The following is a 26,695-nucleotide window of genomic DNA, read 5'->3' on the forward strand; positions in this document are numbered from 1 at the left end:
TCGCGTGGTGTCCACCCGCTTGTCGGCGGTCAGGGTGATGATCGGAGCATGGCCCACCAGCTCCTGACCCCACAGCAGGAGATCCGGACGGATCGCCTGGTGCTGACACCGCTCACGCCCGCCGACATCGACGACGCGCACGCGGTCTTCTCCGACGCGCGGACGTGGGAGCACCTGCCCGCCGGGCGCCACACCGACCGTGCGACGACGGTCGACCTGGTGCAGCGGAAGATCGGTGGCCGAGCCCGGCACGGACTGGCCTCGTGGACCGTCCGCACCGTCGACGGCGCCTTCGTGGGGATCGGCGGCGTCGACATGACCGCTGCGGCGGTCTGGAACCTCGGCTACCGGCTCGACCCGGCGGCGTGGGGGCAGGGCTACGCGAGCGAGATCGCCGCTGCGGCTGTCGAGCAGGCGCACCGGACGGCGCCCTGCACGCCCGTCACCGGTCGGGTCCTGACGAACAACCCGGCGTCGGCCGCGGTCCTGCGGAAGGCCGGGCTGTCGATGGTCTGGCAGGGGCAGGCGTCGGTGGCGGCGCCCGAGGGGGTCCTCGGTCAGGTGTGGACCGACCGTGAGCTCACCGACGACCAGTTCGCCTGGCTCGTCCGCAACGCCTGACCCGCGCCCGCGGCGAGGTCGCGCCCGTCATCCCGCCGCGGACAACGCGTCCGCCAGCGGCCCGACGTTCGACCGGAACGACCACTGCACGGTGTTCCAGTCGTGGCCGCTCCCCGGGGCGGACCCGATCTCGACCCGGGCCCCGGCCTTCCGCGCGGCCGCTCCGAGCTCCCGGGCGTTCTCGCTGAACTCCCGGTCGGCCGACCCCGCCGTCAGCCACAACGCGTGCCCGCCGAGCCCGTTCGCCCGCATCTGCGCGATCGGCGCCGCCGCACGCCAGCGGGCGACCGAGCCGCCGAACGCCTGGTCGGCGCTGTGCCGCGGTGACTGGTCGATCGGCTGCAGCTCGCTCGACACCGCCAGCGCCGCGCCGAACTCGTCCGGGTGACCGGTGACGAACTGCATCGCGCAGGTCGCGCCCTGCGAGAACCCGGCGAGCCCCCAGGCCTTCCGGTCCTGCGTGGCCGGGAGGTTCGCGGTGATCCACGCCGGGACGTCCTGCGTGACGTAGGTCGCGACGTTCCCGAGCCGCGAGTCGACGCACATCGTGTTCCGGCCCGGCGCGGAGAGCTGGTCGACGCTCACCACGATGGGTGCGCGACCGTCGTGAGCGCGTGCGTAGGCGTCGAGCGGCTCGGCGAGGCGCCCGGCGGTGAACAGGTCACCCGGAGCGCCGGGCTGCCCCGAGAAGGCGAGGACGACCGGCAGCGGTCGGGGGTCGCGCACGAGCGCCGCGGGCGGGAGCCACACGACGGCCGGACGGGCGTCGAAGTGCGAGCGGGTGCCGGGGATCTCGACGGTGCGGACGATGCCAGCACCGGGCATCGTGTCCAGGGGTGCGGCGTCCGGGTCGTACGCCGGCCAGGGGTTGCTCTGCACGACGGTGCCGAGCGTCGGGTACTTGGCGAACTCCACGTTGATCCCGAGCGCGGGGACGAGGACCGCCGCCGGCACCAGGACGACGGCCAGCGTCCGGCGCCAGCGTCCACCCTGCACGATCGCGGTGACGGCGAGCGCGAGAGCAGCCCCCGCGAACGCCACCCACATCTGCGTGACCGGGCTCAACGCGACGCCGAACAGGTCGACGACGTGCGTCAGGAACCAGCACACGGCCAGCAGGACGAGCGCGGCAGCGGCTGCGACGACGGCTCGGAGCCGCACGCGACGCCAGGCCGCGGGGGAGCGCCAGGACTGGACCGCCGGCAGCAGCACGACGAGTGCGAGCGCGACGAACGCCGCGTCGGCGGGGACGAGCTTCGACGGCGCCTGGAGCTGTGTGGCGAGCAGCCACTCGGTCGGACTCACGAGCGGGCGTCGGCCCCGGCCCGCGCTGCACCGTCCCCGGAGCCCGCCGTCGGACCGGCCCCGGAGCGCTCCGCCGCCGCCGACACGTGCGCCTGCCGGAGTGCCCACAGGTGCTTCGGCCGGAGCCCGGGCACGTACGCCCCGGCGAGGGCCCGGCCCACGCGCGGCACCTGCAGGGCCGACGGCACGACCAGCCAGAGCGGCTCGTGCCGGGCGCCGAACTTCTCCTTGAACCGCTGCAGCGACCGGAAGCCGTACACCGGCTCGAGCACCCGGGCGAGCAGCCGCGACCCGCGCGTGACGAGGGGACCGGCGCCGGCGTGCACGGCGAGCGGTGTGCCGGACAGGCTGATCGTGCGGAGCCCGGCCTCGCGGGCGCGCAGGGCGGTCCGGGCGATGAGGAACTCCATCACACCGGGCATCCCGTCGTCGCCACGGCGCATCACGTCGAGGGTGTAGCCGACCAGGGCGCCGTGCTCGTGCACGGGCAGCCAGCTCGTCACCGCGTCGACGCGACCGTCCGCCGTGACCGCGAGCACCAGCCGCACCTCGGGGTCGTCGAGCTCGCGCAGTCCGCCGAGCGTGAAGCCCATCTCGGGCAGGCGTCGGTCCGCAGCCCAGCGGGAGCACACGGCCTCGACCTGGGCACGCCGGTCGGGGTCGAGGGCGTCGAAGGTGGTCCACTCGTCGCGGACGCCCTCGCGGTCGGCGCGGTTCGACGCCGTCCGCAGGTCCTGCCGCTTCTTCCCGCGCAGGTCGAACGTGTCGAGGTCGAGCACGCACTCCACCCCGACGGGCAGCGCCGTCCAGCCCTCCGCCACCAGCAGCTCGCGCACCGGCTCGTGCACGCTGGTGAACGCCGGTGTCCAGCCGTTCCGCTCACAGGACGCGGTGAAGGCGGCGAGCACCGCGGCACGGTCCTCGGCGGCGCAGGCGGGGTCGGAGACCGTGAGTGCCACGGTCCCGCGCACCCGGTACGCCACGGCACCACGGCCCTCCGGGTCGGTCCAGGTGGCGTTCCCCTGCCACGTGCCCATGTGGCCGAGGGAGCCCGCGTCGCCGCGACGCAGCATCCCGCGGTACTCCTCGCTGCAGTCGGTCGCGGCCCGGAAGCGCGCGCGGACGAGCCGCTCGCGCAGCAGCACGACGGCGAGCAGCACGGCGGCGGGCACCAGCCAGGCACCGAGCAGCGTCACCTGCCACTCGACGGCGTCGAGTCCGAGTCCGTGCCACTCCACGTCGCCGTCGGAGAGCGGCTCGAGCAGGAAGACGTCCGACAGCACCGCCGTCAGGGTCACGAGGACGGCCGCGGCGAGCACGACCCCCGCGCGTCGGCCGCGCTGCACGAGCCATGCCGACCCGAGCAGCAGGACACCCACGGCGACGGTCGCGCGGTCGCTCATGGCATCGGCGAACGGCGAGAGCACGCCGTCCGGGTCCGGCACGACGAGCGTCACGAGGGTCCCGGCGCCGAGCGCCGCGAGCGCGCCGACGACCACGGTGCGCGGGTTCCGCAGGGCGGGGTGCGTCGTCCGCGGGGACGCGGTGGACGGACGGGAGGCCCGGCGCACCACGACCGCACCGGCCGCGGTCCCGAACAGGGTCGCCAGAGCCCGTGCCAGGTCCGACCCGTGGCCGGCGAACAGCACGAGGGTGAGGACGACGGTCCAGAGCACGGCGCGGACGCGGTGCCGTCGCTGCTCGGGCATCGTCGCCGACGCCGCTCCGAGCAGGGCGGTGGCCACGATCGACGGGGCGAACAGCGGTTCACCCGCTGCCGCCTCGGCGTGCGCCTCGCCCGTCGCCTGGCCGACGGCGACCGCGAGCAGGGTCACGAGCACCGCGAGTGCCGGAGCGGCGACCCCGACGACGACGGTCCGGACCGATCCGAGCGCGCGCTCCGCGAGGACGACCGCGAGCACGACGGCGCCGAGCGCGAGCAGTGCGACGGGCGGGTGGTGCGGGAAGTCGGGTTCCGCGTGGGCGATCCGGGCGGAGACGACGAGCACGACCGCGGCGACGGCGGTGGCCACGGAGACCGGTGCGCGTCGGAGGTGTGCGAGGAGGGATGCGGGTGCCACGGTGTCATCCCACCGCACTCGGCGCCGCTGCCGCATCGGACCGCGGGGTGGATCCCGGTGGCCGATCGGCCATCCGCTGTCCTCCGATCGTCAACGCGAGGCCGAGGCCGGAGCGGGGACGTGCTCGACGGGCACGCGGAGGTGCAGGGCGAACCCGTCGCCGGGCTGTGGGCCGGACTCCAGGCGCCCACCGAGGAGCGACGCCCGTTCCCCGAGTCCGATGAGCCCCAGCCCGGACCCGGGGAGCTCGAGCCGGTCGGCGCGCGCGGGGCCGTTCACGAGGTCGACGAGCACCTGGTCGCCGTGCAGCCGACCGCTGATCCGGACGACGGCGCCGGGGGCGTGCTTCCGGACGTTCGTCAGGCCCTCCTGCACGAAGCGGTAGACGGCGCGCTGCACGGGCAGCGGCAGGCTCTCGGGCAGGTCGACGGCGACCTCGGTCTCGAGCCCGCTCGCCGCGACGAGCCGGGGCAGGTCGGCCAGCACGGGCTGCGGTGCCATCTCGCGGTCGGTGCCGCCGGAGGCCCGGAGCACCTGGACCATCTCGCGCAGCTCCTGCAGCGTCACGACGCACAGCTGCCGGATCGTCCGCGCGAACGCCCGCTCCTGCTCGTCGCGCCCGGCCATCTGCACGCCACCGGCCTGCACGGCGATCAGGGTGACCTGGTGCGACACCACGTCGTGCATCTCGCGGGCGAGCAGGGCACGTTCACGGGAGAGCGCGACCTCGGCGGCCCGGCGGCGTTCCTCGGCGCGCGAGGCCCCGAGCTCCGCGATCCGGTCGACCAGGACGGCCCGGGTCCGCACGAGCAGCCCGATCGCGAGCGGGCCGAGCGCGAAGATGAGGGCGTAGACGACCGACACGACGACCTCGTCGAACTGCTGGGGAGGGCCGACGACGAAGCCGCTGAACCCGACGAACTGCACGACGGCGGCCACCAGCATGAGCCACCGCCGGTCGGTGCGCTCGCCGAGCGTGAAGAGCGCGATGCTCGCCGCGACGACGCCGGAGCCGATGAACAGGCCGGGCATCGTGAGCGCGAAGGCGAGGACGGGCAGGCGTCGACGGAGGACGAGCGCGCCGGCCGCGACGAGCGACAGCGTGATCTCGGTCGTCGTGGCGCCCGCGATGTCGAGCACGGCGTCGACGACCGCGGCGGTGAGGAAGAGCGCATCGACCAGCCACCAGGGGGCGGGGTGGGCGCGCGCGCGACGGAGGCCGGCGTCGACGAGTGCGTCGAGCCTCCCGTCCGTCCGCTGCAGCAGGCGACGGAGGCGACCGGCGGTGGTCGGATCAGCCATCGAGCAGCCCGGCCTCCGCCGCGCGGAGCGCGAGCTGGACCCGCGTGGTGACGCCGAACGCGGCGAGGAGGGCGCGGACGTCCTCCTTGACGGTGCCGGTGCTGACGCCGATGCGCTGGCCGATCTCAGGGTTGCTGGCGCCCTCGGCGACGAGCCGCACCACGGTGTGCTCCCGCTCGGACAGCTCCGGCGCCGGGGTCGACGGCCGGAGGGCGAAGAGCCGGGTCCGGTCCACGCCCGGTGCCAGGACGATGCCGCCGCGGGCGAGCGCCCGGACGTACTCGGCGAGCGACTCGGGGTCGGTGTCCTTGAGCAGGAAGCCGGCGGCCCCGGACTCCATCGCCCGGGCGACCACCTGGGTGTCGGTGTCGAACGTCGTCAGCATCGCGACGGCCGGGGGCTCGGGCAGCTGCCGGAGCGCGGCGAGCACCTCGAGCCCGTTCACCCGCGGCATGCGGACGTCGAGCAGGACCACGTCGGGGGCGTGCCGGCGCACGGTCTCGACCGCGTCGACGTCACCGCTCGTGGCGACGACGTCGATGTCCGCCGCCGCGCCGAGGATGAGTTCGAACCCGTACCGGACGAGCGTCTCGTCGTCCACGATCACCACCGAGGTCACGCGCGTCATCTTGTCACGGCGTTGGCTTCTCGCATCCTGATCACTACTGTGAGGACCACTGGTCATGTCCGCGCAGGACCAGCTGGGCGGCGACCGCCCCGAGTCGACGAGCACCGGAGCACGAGGACCACATGACGAGCCGCATCACCGAGGGGGCCGAGCCGAAGCACCAGCAGCTCCGGCGCATCCTGCTCGACCTCGCGACCACCCGGCTGGCACCCGGCGCGGCGATCCCCTCGGAACGGCAGCTCATCGCCGAGTACGGGGTCTCCCGGATCACGGTCCGAGAGGCCCTCGGGCAGCTCGTCAACGAGGGCTACCTCGAGCGCGTGCGCGGCAAGGGCACCTTCGTGGCGCACCGACCCGTGCAGTCCACCCTGCACCTGGCGTCCTTCACCGAGGAGATGCGGGCGCTCGGGCACGTCCCGACGACCGTCGTGCTCGTCCGCGAGGAGCGGGTCCCACCGGCCGACACCGTGGCGGCGCTGCGGCTCGACGCCGGGGACACCGCGTACCACCTCAAGCGTCTGCGCATGGCGGACGGGGCGCCGGTGTCCGTCGACGACGCGTGGCTGTCGGCGGCGGCGTTCCCGGGGCTCCTCGACCAGGACCTGTCCGGGTCGGTGTACTCGCTCGCGGCCGACACGTACGGCACGCCCATCGACCGAGCGCAGCAGACGGTGGCGGCGAAGCCGGCGGCCGACGACGTCGCGACGCTCCTCGGGACGCGGACCGGGGCGCCGCTGCTCGAGTTCGACCGCGTGTCGTTCGCGGCGGACCGGCCGGTCGAGCACGCCCGCTCGTGGTACCGGTCGGACCGCTACCGGGTGCAGATGGAGGTCACCGCCCGCCGCCCGGCCGCGTAGCGCGGGGCGGCCTCGAGCCCGCCGTGGTCTGTTCCGCGGAAGCGACAGTCTGCGCCCGGAAGTACGTGGAGGTCTGTCGCGTTCGCGGAGGACTCCGAGCCGAGTCCGCGCGTCAGACGGTGAAGAGCGTGGCGCCCTCGGGCAGCGTCGAGCCGACCGTCGACTGCTCGACCGAGTCCGGTGTGCTGCCGAGCACGACGACCGGGCAGACGGGGGAGTAGCCGGCGGCCTCGATCACGCGCGGCGTGAACCGCACGACCGGGTCCCCGGCACGCACGGAGTCACCCTCGGACGCGAGCAGCTCGAAGCCCTCGCCGTGCAGCTTCACGGTGTCGATGCCGACGTGCACCAGGACGTCGGTCCCCGCCGAGCCCTGCAGCGCGAACGCGTGCGGGTGCAGCTTCACGATCGAGCCGTCGACCGGCGCGACCGCGGTGACCGTCCCCTCGGCACCCGTCGGGTCGACCGCGACCCCGGCGCCGACGAGCTGTCCGGCGAACACCGGGTCCGGCACGTCGGCCAGTGCGACGACCGGGCCCGCGAACGGGGTCCGGACCGCCGTCACGACTCGTCGCCGTCGATCGCGTCGTTGATGTCCTGCGCGAGGTTGTCCGCGACCGGACCGACGATGACCTGCCACCCGGTGCCACCGCCGACGACGGCCTGCGCGCCCGCGGCCTGCAGGGCGGCCTTGTCCACGAGATCGCCGTCCTCGACCTCGACGCGGAGGCGCGTGATGCAGCCCTCCACCTCGTCGATGTTCTCGGCGCCACCCAGTGCGGCGATGATGTCGGCTGCCGTGATGTCGGCCATCGTTTCCTCCTCGTTGCGGATTCCGTGCCGGGTTGACACGCATCTGGTCGCCGGTTCAGACTACGGAACTGGTCATGACCGGACAGGACCGCTCCCGGCGGTACCGCCGAGGCTACCCGGGCCGTGCACGTGACTCAACTCCCCAGTGCCCCAGCTCCACCCGATGACGAGAGGACCGCCGATGAGCACCGCTGCTGCAACGGACGTGCCGGAGAAGAAGACCCCGAAGAAGCAGTCGAGGCTCTTCGCGAACGCCCAGCGGCTCGGGCGGAGCCTGCTGCTGCCCATCGCCGTGATGCCGGCCGCCGGCATCCTCAACCGCATCGGCCAGCCGGACCTCCTCGGAGCGATCCCCGGCTTCGAGACCGGTGCAGGCGTCATCTCCGCTGCCGGGCAGGCGATCTTCACGTGGCTGCCGCTGCTCTTCGCGGTCGGCATCGCGATCGGCTGGGCGAAGAAGTCCGACGGCACCACGGCCCTCGCCGCGGTCGTCGGCTACATGGTCATGCACGAGGTGTGGAAGGTCATGTCGCCGATCGTCCTCGCGGGCGCGAAGGACGCGAACGGCGACCAGGCCACCATCAACTTCGGCGTGCTCGGCGGCATCGTGATGGGTCTCGTCGCGGCGAACCTCTGGCAGCGCTTCCACCGGACGAAGATGCCCGACTTCCTCGGGTTCTTCTCGGGCCGCCGCCTCGTCCCGATCCTGACCGCGGCCGCCGGCCTGGTCATCGCCGTGCTCATGTCCTTCGTGTACCGGTACTTCGACATCGCGCTGACCGCAGCCGGGCAGGCCGTCGCGGACAACGCCGTCCTCGGCGGCGGGGTCTTCGGGTTCGCGAACCGCATGCTCATCCCCGTCGGTCTGCACCAGCTGCTGAACTTCTTCCCGTGGTTCCAGCTCGGTAGCTTCACGAACGCGGCCGGCGACATCGTGCACGGCGACATCCCCCGCTTCCTCGCGGGCGACCCGACGGCCGGCATCTTCCAGACCGGGTTCTTCCCGATCATGATGTTCGCGCTGCCCGCCGGCGCGCTCGCGATCTGGCGGAACGCGAAGCCGCAGAACCGCAAGCTCGTCGGCGGCATCATGTTGTCCGCGGCGCTGACCTCGTTCGTCACGGGCATCACCGAGCCGCTCGAGTACTCGTTCATGTTCGTGGCGTTCCCGCTCTACGTCATCCACGCGGTGCTCACCGGCACCTCGCTCGCGCTGGTGAACGCGCTCGGGATCCACGACGGGTTCTCGTTCTCGGCGGGAGCGATCGACTACGTGCTCAACTTCGGCAAGGCGGACGGGGCGATCTGGCTCATCCCCATCGGTCTGGGCTACGCCGTCGTCTACTACGTCCTGTTCTCGTTCGTGATCAAGAAGTGGAACCTGCGGACGCCCGGGCGCGAGGACGACACGATCGCCGACAGCACGATCGACGCGGCCACCAAGGCCTGACCGGGGACCTGTCGGACTGAGGGCGCGCTGCCAGCTGGCAGCATCCTCCCTCGCAGGCTCGGTCGGCGCGCCCCGCGCAACGCTTCGCGTTGCCGCTGAGCGGGGCGCGCCAGACCGTCATGAGGTTGATTTTGACAACCGTTATCAGCAAGTCGTACGCTCGCAACATGCAGAACCGCCGCCTCCTCGCCCTGCCGCTCGTCGTCGGCGCCGCCGCGCTCGCGCTGACCGGCTGCGCCACGTCCTCCGCCTCCGGTGACGCCTCGGGTGACGGCACCGTCCGGGTCGTCGCGTCGACCAACGTCTACGGCTCGATCGCGCAGGAGATCGGCGGCAAGGACGTCGAGGTCACGAGCATCCTCGACGACCCCTCGCAGGACCCGCACTCGTTCGAGTCGAGCGCCACGACCCAGCTCGCGGTGTCGAAGGCCGACCTGCTCATCGAGAACGGGGGCGGGTACGACGACTTCATGACTACGCTGGCGAAGGCGTCGGACACCAAGGCCGACACGATCAACGTGGTGGAGCTGTCCGGGCTCGACGAGGGTGGCGACGCGGAGTTCAACGAGCACGTCTTCTACGACTACCCGACGATGGTGAAGCTCGTCGCCGACGTCGAGCAGCGCCTGACGAAGCTCGACTCCGCGCACGCCGACACCTTCGAGCGGAACGCGAAGGCCCTCACCACGAAGCTCGAGGACCTCGAGGCGCAGACCGCCGCAGCGAAGGAGAAGGTCGACGGCGAGAAGGTGTCGTACACCGAGCCCGTCCCCGGGTACCTGTTCGACGCGATGGGGCTCGACAACGTGACGCCGGAGGCCTTCTCGGAGGCGATCGAGGAGGGCGACGACGTCCCGCCGGCCGCGCTCAACGACACCCTGAAGCTGTTCACCGAGAAGCAGGTGAAGCTGCTCGCCTACAACGAGCAGACGTCCAGCGCGGAGACCGAGCAGGTCAAGAAGGCCGCCGACCAGGCCGGGATCCCGGTGGTCGGTGTCACGGAGACGCTCCCGAAGGGGGAGGATTACGTCTCGTGGCAGCAGGCGAACATCGACGAGATCACGGGGGCGCTCACGAAGTGACCGCGGTCCAGACCCCCTCGCGAACCGCTGCGGCCCCCGGCCGTGGCGGTTCCGCCGTGCTCGAACTGCGCGACGCCGCACTGTCCTACGGGTCGCGGACCCTCTGGTCGCACCTCGACCTCGACCTGGCGCCGGGGGAGTTCGTCGCCGTCCTCGGGCCGAACGGCGCCGGCAAGACCTCCTTGCTGCGCACCGTGCTCGGCCAGCAGCGGCTCACGAGCGGCACGATGTCGTTCCTCGGACAGCCCGTCCGTCGCGGACACCGCCGGATCGGCTACATCCCGCAGCAGCGCCTGATGGAGTCCGGCACGCCGCTCCGTGCCAGGGACATGATCGCGCAGGGGGTCACCGGCTCCCGGTGGGGCGTCCTGCCCGCCAGCCGCGCCGAGCGTGCGCGCATCGATCGGATCCTCGACGAGGTCGGCGCGACCGCGTTCGCCGATGCCCCGGTCGCGGAGCTGTCCGGCGGCGAGCAGCAGCGCACTCGCGTCGGACAGGCCATCGCGGCCGACCCCGCGCTGCTCCTGTGCGACGAGCCGCTCATCTCGCTCGACCTCCGCCACCAGCGCGGGGTCACCGAGCTCATCGACCGGCAGCGTCGGCAGCAGGACGCCGCCGTGCTGTTCGTCACCCACGACGTGAACCCGATCCTCGACGTCGTCGACCGCGTCCTGTACATCGCCGGCGGACGGTTCCGCATCGGCGCTCCCGACGAGGTCCTGCGCGCCGACGTGCTGAGCGACCTGTACGGCACGCCCGTCGACGTCGTCCGCACCATGGGCCGGATCGTCATCGTCGGCGCGAACGAGGCCCACGACCAGACCGGTGCGCACCACCACTGCGACCCGGACCCGCACGCCACCACCCCGGACGAAGGGCGCATCTGATGGACGTGCTGTCGACCGTCTTCTCGTTCCAGGACTACGGCGAGCTCCTCGTGCTCGTGCAGAACTCGATCTGGGCCGGCGCCGTGCTCGGCATCGTAGGCGGACTCATCGGGCCGTTCGTCGTCGCCCGGAACATGCCGTTCGCGGTGCACGGCATCTCGGAGCTGTCGTTCGCCGGGGCCAGCGCCGCCCTGCTGTTCGGCGTGAACGTCGTCACCGGGTCGCTCGTCGGCTCGGTCGTCGCCGCGCTGCTCATCGGGCTGCTCGGGTCCCGGGCGCGGGACCGGAACTCGATCATCGCCGTCCTCATGCCGTTCGGCCTCGGGCTCGGCATCCTGTGCCTCGCGCTCTACAAGGGTCGGGCGGCGAACAAGTTCGGGCTGCTCACCGGGCAGATCGTCTCGGTCGACAACCCGCAGCTGACCTCGCTGATCGTCGTCTCCGCGATCGTCGTCGTGACGCTCCTGGTGATCTGGCGCCCGCTGATGTTCTCGTCCGTCGACCCCGACGTCGCCGCCGCCGCCGGGGTGCCGGTGCGGACGCTCGCCATCGTGTTCATGCTCGCGCTCGGACTCGCCACCGCGGTGTCGGTGCAGATCGTCGGCGCGCTGCTGGTGCTCTCGCTGCTCGTCACCCCCGCCGCCGCCGCACTCCGCCTGACCTCGCACCCCGTGGTCGTGCCCGTGCTCTCGACGGTCTTCGCGGTCGTGTCGGTCGTCGGTGGCATCCTGCTCGCACTCGGCGGGGGACTGCCGATCAGCCCCTACGTCACGACGATCTCGTTCGTGATCTGGGTGGTCTGCCGCATCGTCGGCAGCCGCAGGGACCGTCGCGGACGCGAGCGCATCGCGGACCGCGAGCAGACCGACGGGGGCGGGGCGCGCCTCCAGACCGGGAACGACGCGTCGACCGACGCGACCCGCAGGGAAGGAGTCACCGCGTGAACGCCGTGCAGAAGCCGAAGCGGAACACCTGGCAGCGCGAGGCCGTGCGCAGCGCGCTGTCCGGCACCGAGGGGTTCGTCAGCGCGCAGGCGCTCCACCAGCACCTGCGGGACGGCGGCTCCACGATCGGACTGGCCACCGTGTACCGGGCGCTCGCCGACCTGGCGACCGAGGGTGACGCGGACTCGCTGCAGCAGGACGGCGAGTCGCTGTACCGGGCCTGCACGACCGACGCGCACCACCACCACCTGATCTGCCGGAACTGCGGCCGCACGGTCGAGATCGAGGCCGACCCGGTCGAGCGGTGGGCGCAGGAGGTGGCGGCCGCGAACGGCTTCACCAACGCGAGCCACGTCGTCGACATCTTCGGCGAGTGTGCGGTCTGCACCGCGGCCCGGACCGGCGAGTAACCTCCCGCGCATGCACGTCATCCTGGTGCCCGGCTTCTGGCTCGACGCGAGCGCGTGGGACGAGGTGACGCCCGTCCTGCAGGAGGCCGGGCACTCCGTCCAGGCGATCACCCGGACGGGCGCCACGCTCGACGAGCAGGTCGCGGGCATCGTGGCGGTCCTCGACGCCGTGGCGACGCCGGACGAGCCGGTGGCGCTCGCGGGGCACTCGGGTGCCGGGCCGATGGTGCTCATGGCGGCGGACCAGCGCCCCTCGCTCGTCGCGCACCTGCTCTACGTGGACACCTTCCCCGGGCCGGACGGCGCCGTGGTGAACGACGAGCTGCCCGTGGTGGACGGTGTCGTGCCGCTGCCGTCGTGGGACGTGTGGGAGCCGGCGACCGTGCGGGGGATGACGCCGGCGCTCCGCGAGGAGTTCGAGCGCCGGGCGGTCCCGGAGCCCGCGGCCGTGCCCACCGACCCCTTCCACTACGCGGAACCCGCTCGGCACCGGATCCCGGCGACCGTGGTGTCGTGCGAGATCCCGGCGGAGGACCTGGCGGCGATGGTGGCCGAGCACCACGCGTGGACGACCGAGCTCGTCGCGGTCGAGGACCTGACGATCGTGGGGCTCGAGACCGGGCACTGGCCGATGGTCACGGCGCCGCGGGAGCTCGGCGAGCTGCTCGTGCAGGCGCTGGCGCCGCGGCCGACCGACGGGCCGTAGGCGGCGGGCGGTCGGCCGGGGCCGCCCGGGTTGCGGGCTTCGGCCAGCGGCCGTCCTGGTCGCAGGACTTGCCGTCCGCGGCCGTCCTGGTCGCACGACTTGCCGTCCGCCGGGTCGACCGACGGCATGTCCTGCGACGGGAAGTGGCCGGACCGGACCGGGCAGGGCGGGGAACGGAAGCCGGAGCGCCGGGGTCGAGCCGCGCCTCCAGGTCGGCGCCGGTGCAGCCCGACCGGGAGGCCCGGCTTGCGACACGCGCGGCCGTCCCGTAACGTTGACCCCTGGTCCGCCGCGTCCGCGTGGCAGACCCAGTTGTTCCAAGCCCTCCGACCGTCGCGTACGCCGCGGTCGCGCGGTGCTCACAGGTCCTTCGACAGGGCCCGTGGGTCTGGGCGGCGCGTACAACCCCCTCGCTGCGGTCACCTCCGGTGACGAGCGCGTGCGCGCCAGGCAAGTGACCTTGGGAGCGGCCGTCCGGTCGCTCGGTACCTCAGGAGGAAACCATGGCAGCAGTGTGCCAGGTGACCGGAGCCACCCCCGGCTTCGGACACAACATCTCGCACTCGCACCGCCGGACGAAGCGTCGCTTCGACCCGAACGTGCAGAAGAAGACGTACTACGTGCCCTCGCTTCGTCGTAACGTCACGCTCACGCTCAGCGCAAAGGGCATCAAGGTGATCGACGCACGCGGCATCGAGTCCGTCGTCAAGGATCTCCTCGCCCGTGGGGAGAAGATCTGATGGCCAAGAAGGGTCAGGACGTCCGTCCGATCATCAAGCTCCGCTCCACCGCGGGGACCGGGTTCACCTACGTGACCAAGAAGAACCGTCGCAACAACCCGGACCGCCTCGTGCTCAAGAAGTACGACCCGGTGATCCGCAAGCACGTCGACTTCCGTGAGGAGCGCTAAGCATGGCGAAGAAGAGCAAGATCGCGAAGAACAACCAGCGCGCCGAGGTCATCGCGCGCTACGCCGAGCGTCGTCTCGAGCTGAAGAAGGCCCTCGTGGACCCGAACGGCACCGACGAGTCGCGTGAGGCCGCCCGCGTCGGCCTGCAGAAGCTCCCGCGCGACGCGTCGCCGGTCCGCTACCGCAACCGCGACGCCATCGACGGTCGCCCCCGTGGCCACCTCGGTGAGTACGGCATCAGCCGTGTCCGCTTCCGCGACATGGCCCACCGTGGCGAGCTGCCGGGCATCACGAAGAGCTCCTGGTAAGCACCAGCTCCACCGAACGCCCCGTCCCTGCAGAGGGACGGGGCGTTCGTCGTCCGGGCCCCGGCGGGGTACATCGTCGCCTCATCCGTCACTCGGACCCCTCCAGACCCTCGACAACCCCGGAAATCCGGGCGAGTCGGTCGTCCGGACACCGCACGGCTGGTAGGTTCGCTGACGGTTCCGCCGGGCGTCACCGCCCCCGGGACCACCACGTCCAGGGCACCCCGCTCCGGGCGGGCGGGCGTCCCGACGTCCCACCGACACTGCAAGAAGTCCGAGGAGGACATCCATGGCTGACAAGTCACTGAACCGCACCGAGCTCGTCGCTGCCGTCGCGCAGGAGTCCGGCCAGAGCCAGGCCACCGTCAACGGCGTCGTCGACGCGCTGTTCAGCGTCGTCTCGTCGTCGGTCGCCGACGGCACCAAGGTCACGATCCCGGGCTGGATCGCCTTCGAGAAGACCCACCGCGCCGCGCGCACCGGCCGCAACCCGCAGACGGGTGACGCCATCGAGATCGCCGCGAGCGACTCGGTCAAGGTCAGCGCCGGCTCCAAGCTCAAGGCTGCCGTCAAGTAAGACCGCTCAGCAGCACCGGAAGGGACGGCTTCGGCCGTCCCTTCCGTCGTTCCCGGGGCCGGTCCGTCCGGCGGGCTCGCTCCGGTAGGTCCGCTCCTGCACAGCCGGGAGGCACGGCCACCGCCCACAGGTCGGCCCACCGGCGTGCCCCGGTCGGTCGGGCAGCGCCTAGGCTTGTCGGGTGGACCGGATCGCACGCATCGCCGGCCCCGCCGTGCTGCTGCTCGTCGGGTTCGTCTCGCTCCTCGTCGCCCTCGTGATCGGCGGCGGGGCGGATCGTGCGCTCATCGCGGACCCGGGCGCGGTCGTGCGCTTCGGTCTGCCGATCGCCCGACTCGTCGTGGACCTGTCCGCAGCGGCCACGATCGGCGGCCTGGCGCTCACCGTCGTCGGGCTGTCCCGCACCCGGCCCGAGTGGAACCGTGCGATCGACGTCGCAGCCGGGGCCGCCGCGGTCTGGACGGTCGCCGCTGCTGCCACGACCTTCTTCACCTTCCTGTCCGTCGCCGGGTCGGCCCTGAGCCTCGACGAGCAGTTCGGCCAGTCGATGGGGGTGTTCCTCACCGGCACCGACCTCGGCACCGCGTGGCTGGTCGCCGTGCTGGTCGCCGCTGCCGTGACGGTGCTCTGCTTCGCGGTCCGTGGTCGGGGCATGGTCGCCCTCACCGCCGGCGTCGCCATGGTCGGACTCGTCCCGCTCGCGCAGCAGGGGCACGCCGCCGGGACCGCGAGCCACGACTCGGCCGTCACCGCGCTCGGGCTGCACCTCGTCGGCGCCGCGCTGTGGGTCGGCGGGCTGCTGCTCGTCGTGCTCCTGCGGGGCGTGCTGCCCGGGGACCGGCTGCCGCTCGTCGTCGCCCGCTACTCGAGCATCGCGCTCGGCTGCTTCGTGCTGGTCGCCGTGTCGGGGACGGCGTCCGCGATCATCCGCGTGGGCACCCCCGCGAACCTGCTCACCCCCTACGGCGTCCTCGTGCTCGTCAAGACCGCCGCGCTCGTCGCCATCGGCGTGCTCGGTGCGGTGCAGCGTCGGAGGACGATCAGGTCGCTGACCGACGCACCGGAGCGCCGCGGTCCGTTCTGGACCCTCGTGCTGGTCGAACTCGCCGTCATGGGGCTGGCGAGCGGGTTCGCCGCGGCACTGGGGCGCACCGCGACCCCGATCGGCGAGGTCGCCCTCAGCAAGACCACGAACCCGACGCCCGCCGAGCTGCTGACCGACGACCCGCTGCCGGGCGACCCGGGGTCGTGGGGGTGGCTCACGGCCTGGAACGTCGACCTCTTCTGGCTGATGGCCGCGGTGCTCGCCGCCGCCGCGTACACCGCCGGCGTGGTCCGACTGCGTCGTCGAGGACGCTCCTGGCCGGTGCGGCGCACGGTCGCCGCCGCGATCGCGGTCGTGACGCTGGTCGTGGCGACGTCCGGCTCGCTGCACACCTACGACCGCTTCCTGGTGTCCGCCAACGTCGGTGCGCACGTGCTGCTCGGTCTCGTCGTCCCCGCGCTCCTGTGGGCTGCGGCGCCCGTGCAGCTCATCCGGGCCGCCGTGCACCCGCGCCACGACGGATCGACCGGCGTCCGCGAGTGGACGGGACTGCTCGTCGACAACGGCGTCGCGCGGTACCTGGCACAGCCCTTCCCGTCCTTCGTGCTCCTCGCAGCGGTGTGGTGGGGCCTGTACGCCACCCAGGTGCTGCGGTGGTCGGTGAGCGACCCGGCCGGACGCACCCTGGTCGACCTCGGACTCGTGCTCGTCGGGCTGCTCGCCGTCCCCACGCTCCTCACGCCCGTGGCCGCCGGTGCCCGGGCAGCGAGCACCGGTGCCGCGCTCGTGCGGGTCGTCGGCGCGGTCGTGGTGGCAGCGGGCACGGTCTCGCTCGGCATCGCGATGCAGGGGCCGCTCGGGCTGCTCCAGGCATCGTGGTTCGGCGCGATGGGCCGCGAGTGGGGGCCGACCCCGGTCGCGGACCAGGCCCGCGCCGGCGTCGTCCTCGTCGTCGCGGGGATCGCGCTGCTCGTGACGGTGGTCGTCGTGACGCTGGTCCGACTGCGCGGTGACCGTGCCACGCCCGACCGATCGTCCACGGACGGCGCCGGCGGCGGCACCCCCGCGGCTGGTCCGGCAGCCGATCCGGCGGCGGCTGATCCGGCACCGGCGGCCGACCCGGCAGCGCTGGCGGGACCGGCGGCTGCGGGGGCGGGCGACCGGTGAGCGTCGAGCTCAGCGCCGAACAGCGTGCGGTCTTCGAGTACATCGAGCACACCCGCGACCACGTCTTCATCACCGGACGCGCGGGGACGGGGAAGTCCACGCTCCTCAACCACCTGTCGTGGAACACCGAGAAGCAGGTCGTCATCTGCGCACCGACCGGCGTCGCCGCGCTGAACGTCGGCGGACAGACGATCCACTCGCTCTTCCGGCTGCCGATCGGGCTCATCGCGGACGCCGAGCTCCGGCAGGGCCCGGACACCCGGAAGCTCCTCAACACGATCGACACCCTGGTCATCGACGAGGTCTCGATGGTCAACGCCGACCTGCTCGACGCGATGGACCGCTCGCTCCGCAAGGCCCGGGGGCGCCAGTTCGAGGCGTTCGGTGGCGTGCAGGTCGTCATGTTCGGTGACCCGTACCAGCTCCCCCCGGTCCCCGGCGACGGCGACGAGCGCGCCTACTTCACCGACCACTACCGGTCGATGTGGTTCTTCGACGCGAAGGTCTGGCTCGAGGCCGAGCTGCACATCGTCGAGCTCGCGACCGTGCACCGGCAGCGCGACGACGCCTTCGCCGCGATGCTGACGGCGGTGCGGCACGGGCGGGTCACGGCCGACATCGCCGGGCAGCTCAACACCGCCGGCGCCCGTCCGGCCCCGGACGACGCCATCACGCTGGCGACCCGCAACGACACGGTCTCGCGCATCAACAAGGCGGCCCTCGATCGGCTGCCGGGCAAGGTGAAGACCGCCCGTGCGGACGTCAACGGCGACTTCGGCGGACGGAACTTCCCGGCCGACGAAGCCCTCGAGCTGAAGCCCGGCGCCCACGTGATGTTCCTGCGGAACGACCCGGACCAGCGCTGGGTGAACGGCACCCTCGGTGTCGTGACCACCATCCGGGACACCGTGTGGGTCGACGTCGACGGGGAGTCGTTCGAGGTCCAGCCGTCCGTGTGGGAGAAGTTCAAGTACTCCTACGACCCGGACAAGAAGGAACTCAAGAAGGACACCGTGGGGGAGTTCCAGCAGTTCCCCCTGCGCCTGGCCTGGGCGGTCACGATCCACAAGTCGCAGGGGTCGACGTACGACCGCGCGGTGGTCGACCTCGGCAACCGGGTGTTCAGCGCCGGGCAGACGTACGTGGCGCTCTCGCGCTTGACGTCGCTCGAGGGGCTCTACCTGACCCGCCCGCTGCGCCCGCAGGACATCATCGTGGACCTCGACGTCCGCCGGTTCATGTCCGAGGCGCCGCGGGTCGTCGCGACCGAGCTCGAGGCAGCGCCCCGCCCCGACGGCGCCTGACCCCGCCGCCGCCCGGCCCGGCCCTGCTGCCCCTGCTGCCCCGGCTGCCCCGGCTGCCGCCCCGTCGTACACTCCGCCGAGCGGGCCGGACCCGTCACGCTCGGAGGCCGGCGCCGACGGATCGTGCACGGACGGCGGATGACGCGCGGCACGTCCTGCCCGCTCGGTGGGACCACAGCGGCTCCGGTTCCGGCGGGCCGAGCCCCCGGGAGCGTCCCGACGCTCCGACTGGGACGGCGCCCCGCCCGCACGGCGACACCCCTGCCCGCACGGCGACACCCTGCCCGCGCCCGCACGACGACGCCCCTGCCCGCACGACGACGCCCCGCCCACTGGACGGTGGACGGGGCGTCGAGGACGATCAGCGGGAGCGTCAGGCGCGCTGTGCCGCCCGGATGGCCCGCACGTTCTCGTGGTCGGCCCCGAAGGCCGTGAGGAGCAGGACCACACCGACGATCGCGTGGAACAGGTTGTCCGCGAAGGTGAGTGCGAAGACGTTCGCCGAGGTTCCACCGAGCGCGAAGCCGTAGACCGCCATCACGACGAGGACGATGCCGACCAGGCGGTTGCCGTTCCGTGAACCGATGGTGGTGCCGAGGCCCGTGATGAGGAGGACGACGGCGAGCAGGATCCAGAGCAGGCACATCGCCGGGTTGACGCCGAAGGCGTTCCAGAGCATCCCGCCCTCGCGGCTGAAGAAGCCCGGGTCGCCGTCTGCGGCGAAGAAGAAGCCGAGGAAGCCCCAGAGCGCCAGGAGGGCTCCCGCCGTCAGGGCGAGGCCCCGGTTCGGCGACGCCGTGATGCTGGGTTCCTTGATGGCCACTTCGGTCTCCTCCTGGTACAGGGTGGTCGCACCGGACGTGCCGGCGACGGGAGCCGGAGCACCTGCCCGTGCCGTACGGGCGGCGCCGGCGTCGGATCCTGAGGTGGCTGACCCCTGGTTCACAGGCGCGGACCGGCGGACCAACGGTATCGTGTCGGACCCCGACCGTCCGAATCGCCCGCGCGACAGCAGCCGGACGAGGAGACCGATGAACGCCACACCGAGGAGGACCACACCGGTGACCCGCACGCCCGAACGCACCGCGCCCGAGTCGCGCGGACCGTTGGTGTCGCGGCGGTTGCGGTGGGGTCTGCTGGCGGCTCTGGGGTTCGTGATCGTGCCTCTCGTCTACGCCGTCGCCGTGCTGACGCCGGTCGGGCAGCGGGTCGAGGACGCCGCGCTGGGCGGGGTCCGGGAGTCCGACCTGTTCGGGTCGGACACTGCACTGAACGTCATCTCGGTGCCGGTCATCCTGTTGCTGGTCGTCGTGATCGCCGCCGTCGCGTTCGCCCGACGCCGGCTCGCGGTGGGACTCGGAGCGGGCGTCGTGGTGCTCGCGTCGGCAGCCACCTCGACGCTCGTGAAGCGTATCGCCGAGCGCCCGGAGATCGCCCAGTCGGAGACACCCAACTCGTACCCTTCCGGACACGCGACGATCGCACTCGCCGCGCTCTTCGCGGTGCTCCTCGTGACGCCGCGGCGCTGGCGGCCGGTCGTGACGCTCGCGGGCGCCGCCTACGCGGTCTTCGTGGCGAACCAGACCGTCGTGTACGGCTGGCACCGGGTGAGCGACATCGTCGGTGCGTGCGCGATCGCCCTGTTCTGGCTCGGACTCGTCCGTGCCGTCGGTCCGCGGGTCGACCGAGGCGAGCGCGGTGACCGGGACGGCCGTCGCGGCCCTCGTCGCGTGGTCACGGCGCTGCTCCTGCTCGCGACGGGCGTCACCTTCCTGGTCGGCGTGGTCGCCGTGGTCGCGGGGCTGACCGGTGTCGCCGACCTGCACGCCGCCGTCCTGGTCGCCGGTCGGATGGCGTCGAGCGTCAGCGTGCTCGCGGTCGTCACGGTCGTCTGGCTCGCCGACGGCCTCCACCACGCGGCCCGGACGGACGCGGACGCGCTCCCGCCGCATCGCTGAGCGCCCGGAGCCCGCAGCGCCGGACGGCGCCGGACGGACGTGGACGCGCTCCCACCGCGCCGCCGAGCGCACCGGGGCCGTCCGACACTGGCGGGAATGCCCGGGGCTGCGGTACGTTGTACCCGGCAAGTCGATGCAAACGCATCGAAAGTCGCCGCACCACCAGCGGCACCACGGCCAGCACCAGGAGGCGGGCACCATGCAGTTCGGGATCTTCACCGTCAGCGACGTCACGACGGACCCCACGACCGGCACCACACCGGACGGCACCCGGCGCGTCCGGGACATCCTGACGATCGCCGAGCACGCCGACCAGGCCGGCCTCGACGTCTTCGCCACCGGAGAGCACCACAACCCGCCCTTCGTCGCGTCGAGCCCGACGACGATGCTCGGCTACCTCGCGGGACGCACGGAGCACATCACCCTCTCGACGAGCACGACCCTCGTCACGACGAACGACCCGGTGCGCATCGCCGAGGAGTACGCGATGCTCCAGGTGATCAGCGACGGCCGCATGGACCTGATGATGGGGCGCGGCAACACCGGCCCGGTCTACCCGTGGTTCGGGCAGGACATCCGCCAGGGCGTGAACCTGGCCATCGAGAACTACGCGCTCATCCGCCAGCTGTGGGAGAACGACGTCGTGAACTGGCAGGGGAAGTTCCGCACCCCGCTGCAGGGCTTCACGTCGACCCCGCGTCCGCTCGACGGCGTCCCGCCCTTCGTCTGGCACGGGTCGATCCGCACCCCCGAGATCGCCGAGCAGGCCGCCTACTACGGCGACGGGTTCCTGCACAACAACATCTTCTGGCCGATCCAGCACACCGAGCAGATGGTGGGGCTGTACCGCCAGCGCTTCGAGCACTACGGGCACGGCGCCGCCGACCAGGCGATCGTCGGCCTCGGCGGGCAGTTCTTCGCGCGGAAGAACTCGCAGGACGCGTGGGACGAGTTCCGCCCCTACTTCGACAACGCCCCGGTGTACGGCCACGGCCCGTCGATGGAGGACTTCACCGCCCAGACGCCGCTCACCGTCGGGTCGCCGCAGCAGGTCATCGACCGCTACGCCACGATGAAGGACCACGTCGGGCACTACCAGCGTCAGATGTTCCTCATCGACCACGCCGGGCTGCCGCTCAAGACGGTGCTCGAGCAGATCGACATCCTCGCCGAGGACATCGTCCCCGAGCTCCGGAGGATCAACGAGGCGGACCGTCCGGCGCACGTGCCGTCCGACCCGCCGTCGCACGCCGACCGCGTGGCCGCCGCGCTCGCCGCGGGGACCGCGGGCAGCGACCACGTCGCAGCCGAGGACGAGTGGACCGGCGCGTCCGTCTGAGCACGTGACCCCGTGACGGCCTGGAGGCACGGTGCCAGCTGGCACCGCGCCTCCAGGCCGTGACCACGCGCGTTCCGGCCCATCGCACCCGACCTGGGATGCCGTTCCGCGCGAGAAAGGTCGGAACTTCCGATCCGCTACGCGCGGAAGAGCCTCCTACGCGCGGAAGAGTCTCCTACGCACGGAACGGCCTCTCACGCGCGAGGTGATCCCGAGCTCGGGGTCGGGGCTGCCGGGCGGGCGGGGACGAGCTTCAGGCCGACCACGCAGCCGACGATCCCGGCGATGAACAGCAGGCGCAGGAACGTGACCGGTTCGGCCCCGGTCGCCATGCCCCACAGGACCGTGAGGGCTGCACCGGTCCCGGTCCACACCGCGTAGGCCGTGCTGATCGGGATGTGCCGGAGCACGTAGCCGAACGCCACCAGACTCACGACGATCGTGACCGCGAACAGGGCCGTCGGACCCGGGACGGTGAAGCCGTCACTCGCGCCGAGCGCCGTGGCCCAGACGGTCTCGAGCGCCGCGCTGACGAACAGGACGAGCCACGCCACCTCAGCTCACCACCTTGAGGCCGACCACGCAGGCGACCAGCCCGAGCACGAGGGCGACGCGGGTGATCGACGCGGCCTCCTGGCGGCGGAGGATCGCCACGACGACCGTGAGCGACGCCCCGATGCCGACCCACACCGCGTAGGCGGTGCCGACCGGGATCGCCTTCATGGCGAACGCGAGTCCGACCATGCTGAGCACCATGCCGGCGACGAACACGATCGTCGGCACCACCCTCTTGAACCCGTTCGACGCGCTCAGCGCGGTGGCCCACACCGCCTCGAGCACCCCGGACAGGACGAGCACGACCCAAGCCACGGCGTCTCCTTCCCTCGTGATGACGTGTCGAGTCGCACGACTGTGCGACTCTTGCTGGACCGACGGTAGCACGAGTCGCACGACCGTGCGAGTATGGCGTGGTGACCACTCGCGAGGACCTCGAACGGCGCCGGCTCAGCGTCTCCGATGCCGCGTGCCGGGTCCTGGCGCGCGACGGCCTGGGCGCCCTGAGCGTCCGCGGGGTCGCCGCCGAGGCCGGCCTCCCGCCGAGCACCGTGCGCTACGTCTTCCCGACGCAGGCCGCGATGCGCGAGCACACCATCACGCTCGTGTTCGACCGGACCCGGGAGCGCATCGACGCGATCCCCGAGGGGCTCCCGGACGGCGAGACCGCGCGGCGGATCCTGCTCGAGCTGCTGCCGCTCGACGACGAGCGCGTGGTCGAGCTCGACGTGTACCTGGCGCTCGGCAACGCGGCACTCACCGACGCCGCGCTCCGGCCCGCGCTGGACCGGGTCGTCGCCGAGATGCGGGCGTGGTGCGACCAGATCGTCGCCCTCGTCGGGGTGCCCGAGGACCAGCGGGCGGACGAGGCCTGCCGGCTCCACGCGCTCGTCGACGGCCTGGCGGTGCACGTCACGCGCCTCGCACCCGGGGAGTCCGGCGAGTGGGCGATCGACCTGCTCGACCGGCACCTGACGGGCCTGCCGACCGCCTGAGCCGGGCAGGGGACCGGGGCGCCGCGCGGCTCCGAGGGAGCGGGCACGATGCTCGCCTATCCTGTCCCGGTGACGAGCGCTCCCACTCGCCCCGCCCCGACCCGCACGCTCACCGGCCCCGGCCTGGTGCTCGGTGCCGTCGTGGTGCTGCTCGGCGTGCGCGTGGTGTCGCCGAGCGTGGGGACCGCCGGGCTGCCCGACGTCGTGCAGGACTTCCTGACCCTGGCGATCAGCGTCGTGGTCGAGTCGCTGCCGTTCGTCGTGCTCGGCATCGTGCTGTCCATCGTGGTCGAGGTCTGGGTGCCGGCCGGCGTGCTCGAGCGGATCCTGCCCGAGCGGCCGCTGCCCAGGCGCGCGGTGATCTCGCTCATCGGCATGCTCTTCCCGGTGTGCGAGTGCGGGAACGTGCCGCTCGCCCGCGGACTCATGATGCGCGGGTTCACCCCGGCCGAGGCCGTGACCTTCCTGGTCGCCGCGCCGATCCTCAACCCGCTCGTCATCATCAGCACGGCGCAGGCGTTCGGGTGGTCCGGGTGGATCCTCGTCGTCCGGATCGTCGGCGGCTTCGTGCTCGCGAACCTGGTCGGGTGGATCGTCGCCGCGCACCGTCGCCCGGCCGAGCTGCTCCTGCCCGCGTTCGAGGCCCGTTGCCGCGCGGCCGTCGGGGCACCGCGCTCCCGGAACCGCTGGCGCGAGAGCGCGTCGCAGTTCGGTGGCGAGACCGCGACGATGATGCCGGCGCTGTTCGTCGGTGCCGGACTGGCGGCCGCGATCCAGGTGGCCGTGCCCCGGTCGACCCTCGTCGCGGTGGGTGCCAACCCGGTGCTGTCGGTCGCCGCGATGATGCTCCTGGCGATGACGATCTCGCTGTGCTCGAACGTCGACGCCTTCTTCGCGCTGTCCTTCGCCTCGACCTTCCTGCCGGGGTCGATCACGGCGTTCCTGCTCATCGGGCCGATCATCGACGTCAAGATGATCGCCCTGCTCCGGACGACGTTCCGTGCGCGCTTCCTGGTGCTGCTCGCCGTCGTCTGCGTCCTGTTCACCGCGGCGGTCGGGTTGGTGATGAATGTCCTCGTCTGAGAAGGCTCCCGCGTACCTCGGGCTCGGGTCGGTGCTCGCGGTGGCGCTGTGCACGCTGTGGCTCGCGCTGGTCGGACACCTCGACCTGTACATCAACCCGCGGTACGACCTGTTCACGGTCGTCCTGGCCGCGGTCGCCGTGCCGGCCTCGGTGGCGGGTCTCGTCGCGGTGGCACGAGGTCACGGGCACGCCCACGACGACGGGCACGAGCACCCGGGCGCGCACGCCCACGTCGACGAACACGGTGGCGGGGGCGCGCACGCCCACGCGGACGAGACCGCGTACGAGCACGGCTCCGACGCCGCCCGGGCCGTCCGTCGCCGGGCGCCGGGCGCCGCGCGCATCACCCGCGGCGTCGTCGGCGGCATCGCGGCGGCGGCCACGGTCGGGGTCACGGTCGCGATGCTCGTGCTGCCGCCGACGACGCTGTCCGCCCGGACCGCCCAGCAGCGGAGCGTGGACACCCCGACCCTGTCGAACGCCACCGGGACCCAGGACGTCGCCCTGCTCGGCAGCGAGGGCGTCGACACCTCGGAGTACGGCGTCAAGGACTGGGCCGCGCTCATCCGCCAGACCACGGACACGACGGCGCTGGTCGGCAAGCCGGTCGAGCTCTCCGGCTTCGTGGTGCCCGGGTCGGACGGGTCGTTCACCCTGACCCGCTTCGTGATCAGCTGCTGCGCGGTCGACGCCCAGCCGGTCGGCCTCGGCGTGGTCGTCGACGGTCCCGTGCCCGACGCCGACCAGTGGGTCCGGGTCGCTGGGAAGCTCGCCGCGAACCCGGACCAGTCCGCCGACGCACGGATCGTCATCCGCGCCGCGACCGTCCGCGACATCGACCAGCCGTCGGACCCGTACGAGTACTGATGCCCGTCACGCCCGCACCCTTCGAGTCCCACGACACCGGCCCGCTCCGCCGCCGCCCGCGCGACCGCTTCCGCCGCCGGCTGGTGGCGTCGATCACGGTGTTCGTGCTCGTCGGCGCCGTCGCAGCGGTGGTCGGCTCGCAGCAGGGACCCCGCCTCCGCGACGTCACGTACGACGCCACCGGGCTCGTGTCGCGACCGGCGCAGCGCGTGATCCTGACGGCGAACCAGGCCCTGCAGCGGGTCCCCGCCGACGCCGTGACGGTCAGCCCGTCCGCCCCGCACAGCGTCACGTCGAGCGGCAACACCATCGCGGTCGAGTTCGCCGGACCGCTCGCCTACGACCGCGCCTACGAGATCACCGTCCGCGACGTCCGGGCCCCCGGGCAGCCCGCCACCTCCGAGCTCCGCACGACGATCACGACGGGCAGCACGGACGTGCTCGCCCTCGTGCCCGGGACCTCCGGCGGGAAGGCCCGCATCGTCCGCCGCTCCCTCGACGCCGGCGGCGCGACGACCGTGTTCGAGGCCACCGGCATCACCGAGTACGCGCGGCTCGGTCGCTCGCTCGTCGTCGTCCGCGGTGCCGACGGCCGGTCGAGCGTCGAGATCGTCCCGCTCGCCGGCGGTGTGCAGGACGACAGCACGCCGGTCGAGCGGTTGACGCTGCCGAGCGCCGCCGGACGGGTCACCGCGCTGCACGTCGCCGACGACGGCGCGTCCTTCGGCTTCGAGTACGCCGACACCTCCACCGGGCAGTCTCGGAACGTGGGCCTGTACGTGGTCGACATGACCGGCACCCACCTGCCGACGGCGATCGCGGCCGACGGGAAGCCGACCGCGGGTGCCGAGCCGATGACCGTCGCGCAGTGGGCGTACGTGCCCCGCACCGAGAGCGCCCTGGTCCGCACCGGGTCCGACGACCTGGTGCTCGTCGACATGAGCGGTCGCAACGACCCGGTGCGGCTCGGCAGCGCCACCTACCTGCACGGGTTCGTCGGCAGCGGCACCACGGCCGTCGTCGAGACGGGGACCGGCATCGTCCGCCTCGACCTGACCGACGGGCAGCGGACGGCGCTGCCCGCGCCGGAGGGCAGCACCGAGGCACCGTACCTCGGCCGGATCGCCCCGCTCACCGGCGACACGTACGTGCGCGTGGTGGGCGACGTGCGGAGGGACGGCACCCTCGCCCAGCGGATCGTGCGTGTCGACGCGAGCCGTGCCTCCCGGCTGCCCGTCAGCGTGCCGGAGGACGCGAGCGTGACGGCGGTGTGCCCGTCCCCGAACGGTCAGTTCCTGGCCGTCACCACGCGGTCGGCGTCGGGGGACCTGGTGAGCGTCGTGGACGCAGCCTCCGGTGCGCTCGAGGCGAGCGTGCAGGCGTCGTCCGTCGACTGGTGCGGCGCGCTGCCCTCCGGCGACGAGATCGGCTGACCGCCGAGCCGCGACCGCCGAGCCGCGACCGCCGAGCCGCGACCGTCGAGCAGCGACCGTCGACCGC

Annotated in this window: 29 protein-coding genes; 20 read left to right on the plus strand and 9 right to left on the minus strand. The window is 72.7% G+C overall.

What is annotated here, in order from left to right; all coding sequences use genetic code 11:
• Positions 1-48: 48 nt before the first annotated feature.
• Entirely contained in the window at positions 49-621 is a 573-nt protein-coding gene (locus QUG98_RS07250) for a GNAT family N-acetyltransferase (protein ID WP_289469922.1), read from the plus strand.
• A 27-nt stretch (positions 622-648) separates the two neighbouring features.
• Here QUG98_RS07250 and QUG98_RS07255 read toward each other — a convergent pair whose 3' ends face one another.
• The 4 genes from QUG98_RS07255 to QUG98_RS07270 form a co-directional block, all read right to left on the minus strand.
• Complete coding sequence (locus QUG98_RS07255; protein WP_289469924.1) at positions 649-1,926, minus strand: alpha/beta hydrolase; 1,278 nt, start codon at positions 1,924-1,926, stop codon at positions 649-651.
• Complete coding sequence (locus QUG98_RS07260) at positions 1,923-4,007, minus strand: bifunctional lysylphosphatidylglycerol flippase/synthetase MprF (protein ID WP_289469925.1); 2,085 nt, start codon at positions 4,005-4,007, stop codon at positions 1,923-1,925. Before QUG98_RS07260 ends, QUG98_RS07255 begins: the two co-directional genes overlap by 4 nt.
• 90 nt (positions 4,008-4,097) lie before the next feature.
• The gene (locus QUG98_RS07265; RefSeq protein WP_289469926.1) at positions 4,098-5,309 is read right to left on the minus strand and encodes a sensor histidine kinase; all 1,212 of its coding nucleotides are present in this window, start codon (positions 5,307-5,309) and stop codon (positions 4,098-4,100) included.
• A complete protein-coding gene (locus tag QUG98_RS07270) occupies positions 5,302-5,928 on the minus strand; it encodes a response regulator (RefSeq protein WP_289469927.1) in 627 nt (208 codons plus the stop codon). Before QUG98_RS07270 ends, QUG98_RS07265 begins: the two co-directional genes overlap by 8 nt.
• 131 nt (positions 5,929-6,059) lie before the next feature.
• Here QUG98_RS07270 and QUG98_RS07275 point away from each other — a divergent pair, with 131 nt between their 5' ends.
• Positions 6,060-6,794 carry a GntR family transcriptional regulator gene (locus QUG98_RS07275; RefSeq protein ID WP_289469928.1) on the plus strand — a complete coding sequence of 245 codons (735 nt, stop codon included), beginning with the start codon at positions 6,060-6,062 and terminating at the stop codon, positions 6,792-6,794.
• A 112-nt stretch (positions 6,795-6,906) separates the two neighbouring features.
• Here QUG98_RS07275 and QUG98_RS07280 read toward each other — a convergent pair whose 3' ends face one another.
• A complete protein-coding gene (locus QUG98_RS07280; protein WP_289469929.1) occupies positions 6,907-7,359 on the minus strand; it encodes a PTS sugar transporter subunit IIA in 453 nt (150 codons plus the stop codon).
• Positions 7,356-7,628: a PTS sugar transporter subunit IIB gene (locus QUG98_RS07285; protein ID WP_289469956.1), complete on the minus strand. Its 273-nt coding sequence runs from the start codon at positions 7,626-7,628 to the stop codon at positions 7,356-7,358. Before QUG98_RS07285 ends, QUG98_RS07280 begins: the two co-directional genes overlap by 4 nt.
• A gap of 160 nt (positions 7,629-7,788) precedes the next feature.
• Here QUG98_RS07285 and QUG98_RS07290 point away from each other — a divergent pair, with 160 nt between their 5' ends.
• The 12 genes from QUG98_RS07290 to QUG98_RS07345 all read left to right on the plus strand — a co-directional run bounded on the left by QUG98_RS07290 (position 7,789) and on the right by QUG98_RS07345 (position 18,397).
• Positions 7,789-9,057, plus strand: a complete 1,269-nt coding sequence (locus QUG98_RS07290) for a PTS transporter subunit EIIC (protein WP_289469930.1) — start codon at positions 7,789-7,791, stop codon at positions 9,055-9,057.
• A 167-nt stretch (positions 9,058-9,224) separates the two neighbouring features.
• Positions 9,225-10,139 carry a metal ABC transporter solute-binding protein, Zn/Mn family gene (locus tag QUG98_RS07295; protein WP_289469931.1) on the plus strand — a complete coding sequence of 305 codons (915 nt, stop codon included), beginning with the start codon at positions 9,225-9,227 and terminating at the stop codon, positions 10,137-10,139.
• 56 nt (positions 10,140-10,195) lie between these two features.
• Positions 10,196-11,026 carry a metal ABC transporter ATP-binding protein gene (locus tag QUG98_RS07300; protein WP_289469932.1) on the plus strand — a complete coding sequence of 277 codons (831 nt, stop codon included), beginning with the start codon at positions 10,196-10,198 and terminating at the stop codon, positions 11,024-11,026.
• Complete coding sequence (locus QUG98_RS07305) at positions 11,026-11,970, plus strand: metal ABC transporter permease (RefSeq protein ID WP_289469933.1); 945 nt, start codon at positions 11,026-11,028, stop codon at positions 11,968-11,970. Before QUG98_RS07300 ends, QUG98_RS07305 begins: the two co-directional genes overlap by 1 nt.
• Positions 11,967-12,380 (plus strand): Fur family transcriptional regulator, encoded by a 414-nt coding sequence (locus QUG98_RS07310; RefSeq protein ID WP_081984565.1) that lies wholly within the window; start codon positions 11,967-11,969, stop codon positions 12,378-12,380. Before QUG98_RS07305 ends, QUG98_RS07310 begins: the two co-directional genes overlap by 4 nt.
• 10 nt (positions 12,381-12,390) lie before the next feature.
• On the plus strand, positions 12,391-13,086 hold the full coding sequence (locus QUG98_RS07315) for an alpha/beta fold hydrolase (RefSeq protein WP_289469934.1): 696 nt from the start codon (positions 12,391-12,393) through the stop codon (positions 13,084-13,086).
• Positions 13,087-13,589: 503 nt separating this feature from the next.
• Entirely contained in the window at positions 13,590-13,826 is a 237-nt protein-coding gene (gene rpmB / locus QUG98_RS07320; protein ID WP_022903747.1) for a 50S ribosomal protein L28, read from the plus strand.
• Entirely contained in the window at positions 13,826-13,996 is a 171-nt protein-coding gene (rpmG, locus tag QUG98_RS07325) for a 50S ribosomal protein L33 (RefSeq protein ID WP_022908193.1), read from the plus strand. The genes rpmB and rpmG overlap by 1 nt, the downstream gene beginning before the upstream one ends.
• Positions 13,997-13,998: 2 nt before the next feature.
• Positions 13,999-14,304: a 30S ribosomal protein S14 gene (gene rpsN, locus QUG98_RS07330; RefSeq protein ID WP_022903745.1), complete on the plus strand. Its 306-nt coding sequence runs from the start codon at positions 13,999-14,001 to the stop codon at positions 14,302-14,304.
• Between the two features lie 289 nt (positions 14,305-14,593).
• Complete coding sequence (locus QUG98_RS07335; RefSeq protein ID WP_058727660.1) at positions 14,594-14,881, plus strand: HU family DNA-binding protein; 288 nt, start codon at positions 14,594-14,596, stop codon at positions 14,879-14,881.
• Positions 14,882-15,062: 181 nt separating this feature from the next.
• Positions 15,063-17,093 carry a cytochrome c oxidase assembly protein gene (locus tag QUG98_RS07340; RefSeq protein WP_289469935.1) on the plus strand — a complete coding sequence of 677 codons (2,031 nt, stop codon included), beginning with the start codon at positions 15,063-15,065 and terminating at the stop codon, positions 17,091-17,093.
• On the plus strand, positions 17,090-18,397 hold the full coding sequence (locus tag QUG98_RS07345; protein ID WP_224442302.1) for an ATP-dependent DNA helicase: 1,308 nt from the start codon (positions 17,090-17,092) through the stop codon (positions 18,395-18,397). The genes QUG98_RS07340 and QUG98_RS07345 overlap by 4 nt, the downstream gene beginning before the upstream one ends.
• A 373-nt stretch (positions 18,398-18,770) precedes the next feature.
• Here QUG98_RS07345 and QUG98_RS07350 read toward each other — a convergent pair whose 3' ends face one another.
• Positions 18,771-19,220 carry a DUF4383 domain-containing protein gene (locus tag QUG98_RS07350; RefSeq protein WP_175415855.1) on the minus strand — a complete coding sequence of 150 codons (450 nt, stop codon included), beginning with the start codon at positions 19,218-19,220 and terminating at the stop codon, positions 18,771-18,773.
• A 238-nt stretch (positions 19,221-19,458) separates the two neighbouring features.
• Here QUG98_RS07350 and QUG98_RS07355 point away from each other — a divergent pair, with 238 nt between their 5' ends.
• Together QUG98_RS07355 and QUG98_RS07360 are read left to right on the plus strand one after the other, a co-directional pair.
• The gene (locus QUG98_RS07355; RefSeq protein WP_289469936.1) at positions 19,459-20,355 is read left to right on the plus strand and encodes a phosphatase PAP2 family protein; all 897 of its coding nucleotides are present in this window, start codon (positions 19,459-19,461) and stop codon (positions 20,353-20,355) included.
• Between the two features lie 199 nt (positions 20,356-20,554).
• A complete protein-coding gene (locus QUG98_RS07360) occupies positions 20,555-21,694 on the plus strand; it encodes a CE1758 family FMN-dependent luciferase-like monooxygenase (RefSeq protein WP_289469957.1) in 1,140 nt (379 codons plus the stop codon).
• Between the two features lie 194 nt (positions 21,695-21,888).
• On the opposite strand, the gene QUG98_RS07365 is transcribed toward QUG98_RS07360, so the two are convergent.
• Together QUG98_RS07365 and QUG98_RS07370 are read right to left on the minus strand one after the other, a co-directional pair.
• The gene (locus QUG98_RS07365) at positions 21,889-22,248 is read right to left on the minus strand and encodes a DMT family transporter (protein WP_289469937.1); all 360 of its coding nucleotides are present in this window, start codon (positions 22,246-22,248) and stop codon (positions 21,889-21,891) included.
• A gap of 1 nt (position 22,249) precedes the next feature.
• Positions 22,250-22,564, minus strand: a complete 315-nt coding sequence (locus tag QUG98_RS07370; protein WP_289469938.1) for a DMT family transporter — start codon at positions 22,562-22,564, stop codon at positions 22,250-22,252.
• Between the two features lie 101 nt (positions 22,565-22,665).
• On the opposite strand from QUG98_RS07370, the gene QUG98_RS07375 reads away from it, so the two are divergent.
• The 4 genes from QUG98_RS07375 to QUG98_RS07390 are packed head-to-tail and all read left to right on the plus strand — an operon-like array spanning position 22,666 to position 26,628.
• A complete protein-coding gene (locus QUG98_RS07375) occupies positions 22,666-23,244 on the plus strand; it encodes a TetR/AcrR family transcriptional regulator (RefSeq protein ID WP_289469939.1) in 579 nt (192 codons plus the stop codon).
• 48 nt (positions 23,245-23,292) lie between these two features.
• On the plus strand, positions 23,293-24,327 hold the full coding sequence (locus tag QUG98_RS07380) for a permease (protein WP_434533420.1): 1,035 nt from the start codon (positions 23,293-23,295) through the stop codon (positions 24,325-24,327).
• A complete protein-coding gene (locus QUG98_RS07385) occupies positions 24,314-25,195 on the plus strand; it encodes a TIGR03943 family putative permease subunit (RefSeq protein WP_289469940.1) in 882 nt (293 codons plus the stop codon). The genes QUG98_RS07380 and QUG98_RS07385 overlap by 14 nt, the downstream gene beginning before the upstream one ends.
• On the plus strand, positions 25,195-26,628 hold the full coding sequence (locus tag QUG98_RS07390; RefSeq protein ID WP_289469941.1) for a hypothetical protein: 1,434 nt from the start codon (positions 25,195-25,197) through the stop codon (positions 26,626-26,628). Before QUG98_RS07385 ends, QUG98_RS07390 begins: the two co-directional genes overlap by 1 nt.
• Positions 26,629-26,695: the final 67 nt, after the last annotated feature.

Origin of the sequence: Curtobacterium subtropicum, from assembly GCF_030362975.1 — a bacterium.
GTDB classification, from domain to species: Bacteria; Actinomycetota; Actinomycetes; order Actinomycetales; family Microbacteriaceae; genus Curtobacterium; species Curtobacterium subtropicum.

Bases quoted from the DNA above. Each gene is read 5' to 3' on its own strand.
- QUG98_RS07265 (WP_289469926.1), bottom strand. From the start codon at position 5,309: ATGGCTGATCCGACCACCGCCGGTCGCCTCCGTCGCCTGCTGCAGCGG.
- rpmG (WP_022908193.1), top strand. From the start codon at position 13,826: ATGGCCAAGAAGGGTCAGGACGTCCGTCCGATCATCAAGCTCCGCTCC.
- QUG98_RS07380 (WP_434533420.1), top strand. From the start codon at position 23,293: ATGCTCGCCTATCCTGTCCCGGTGACGAGCGCTCCCACTCGCCCCGCC.
- QUG98_RS07360 (WP_289469957.1), top strand. From the start codon at position 20,555: ATGCAGTTCGGGATCTTCACCGTCAGCGACGTCACGACGGACCCCACG.
- rpmB (WP_022903747.1), top strand. From the start codon at position 13,590: ATGGCAGCAGTGTGCCAGGTGACCGGAGCCACCCCCGGCTTCGGACAC.
- QUG98_RS07295 (WP_289469931.1), top strand. From the start codon at position 9,225: ATGCAGAACCGCCGCCTCCTCGCCCTGCCGCTCGTCGTCGGCGCCGCC.
- QUG98_RS07305 (WP_289469933.1), top strand. From the start codon at position 11,026: ATGGACGTGCTGTCGACCGTCTTCTCGTTCCAGGACTACGGCGAGCTC.
- QUG98_RS07250 (WP_289469922.1), top strand. From the start codon at position 49: ATGGCCCACCAGCTCCTGACCCCACAGCAGGAGATCCGGACGGATCGC.
- QUG98_RS07390 (WP_289469941.1), top strand. From the start codon at position 25,195: ATGCCCGTCACGCCCGCACCCTTCGAGTCCCACGACACCGGCCCGCTC.
- QUG98_RS07315 (WP_289469934.1), top strand. From the start codon at position 12,391: ATGCACGTCATCCTGGTGCCCGGCTTCTGGCTCGACGCGAGCGCGTGG.
- QUG98_RS07385 (WP_289469940.1), top strand. From the start codon at position 24,314: ATGTCCTCGTCTGAGAAGGCTCCCGCGTACCTCGGGCTCGGGTCGGTG.
- QUG98_RS07335 (WP_058727660.1), top strand. From the start codon at position 14,594: ATGGCTGACAAGTCACTGAACCGCACCGAGCTCGTCGCTGCCGTCGCG.
- QUG98_RS07290 (WP_289469930.1), top strand. From the start codon at position 7,789: ATGAGCACCGCTGCTGCAACGGACGTGCCGGAGAAGAAGACCCCGAAG.
- rpsN (WP_022903745.1), top strand. From the start codon at position 13,999: ATGGCGAAGAAGAGCAAGATCGCGAAGAACAACCAGCGCGCCGAGGTC.
- QUG98_RS07275 (WP_289469928.1), top strand. From the start codon at position 6,060: ATGACGAGCCGCATCACCGAGGGGGCCGAGCCGAAGCACCAGCAGCTC.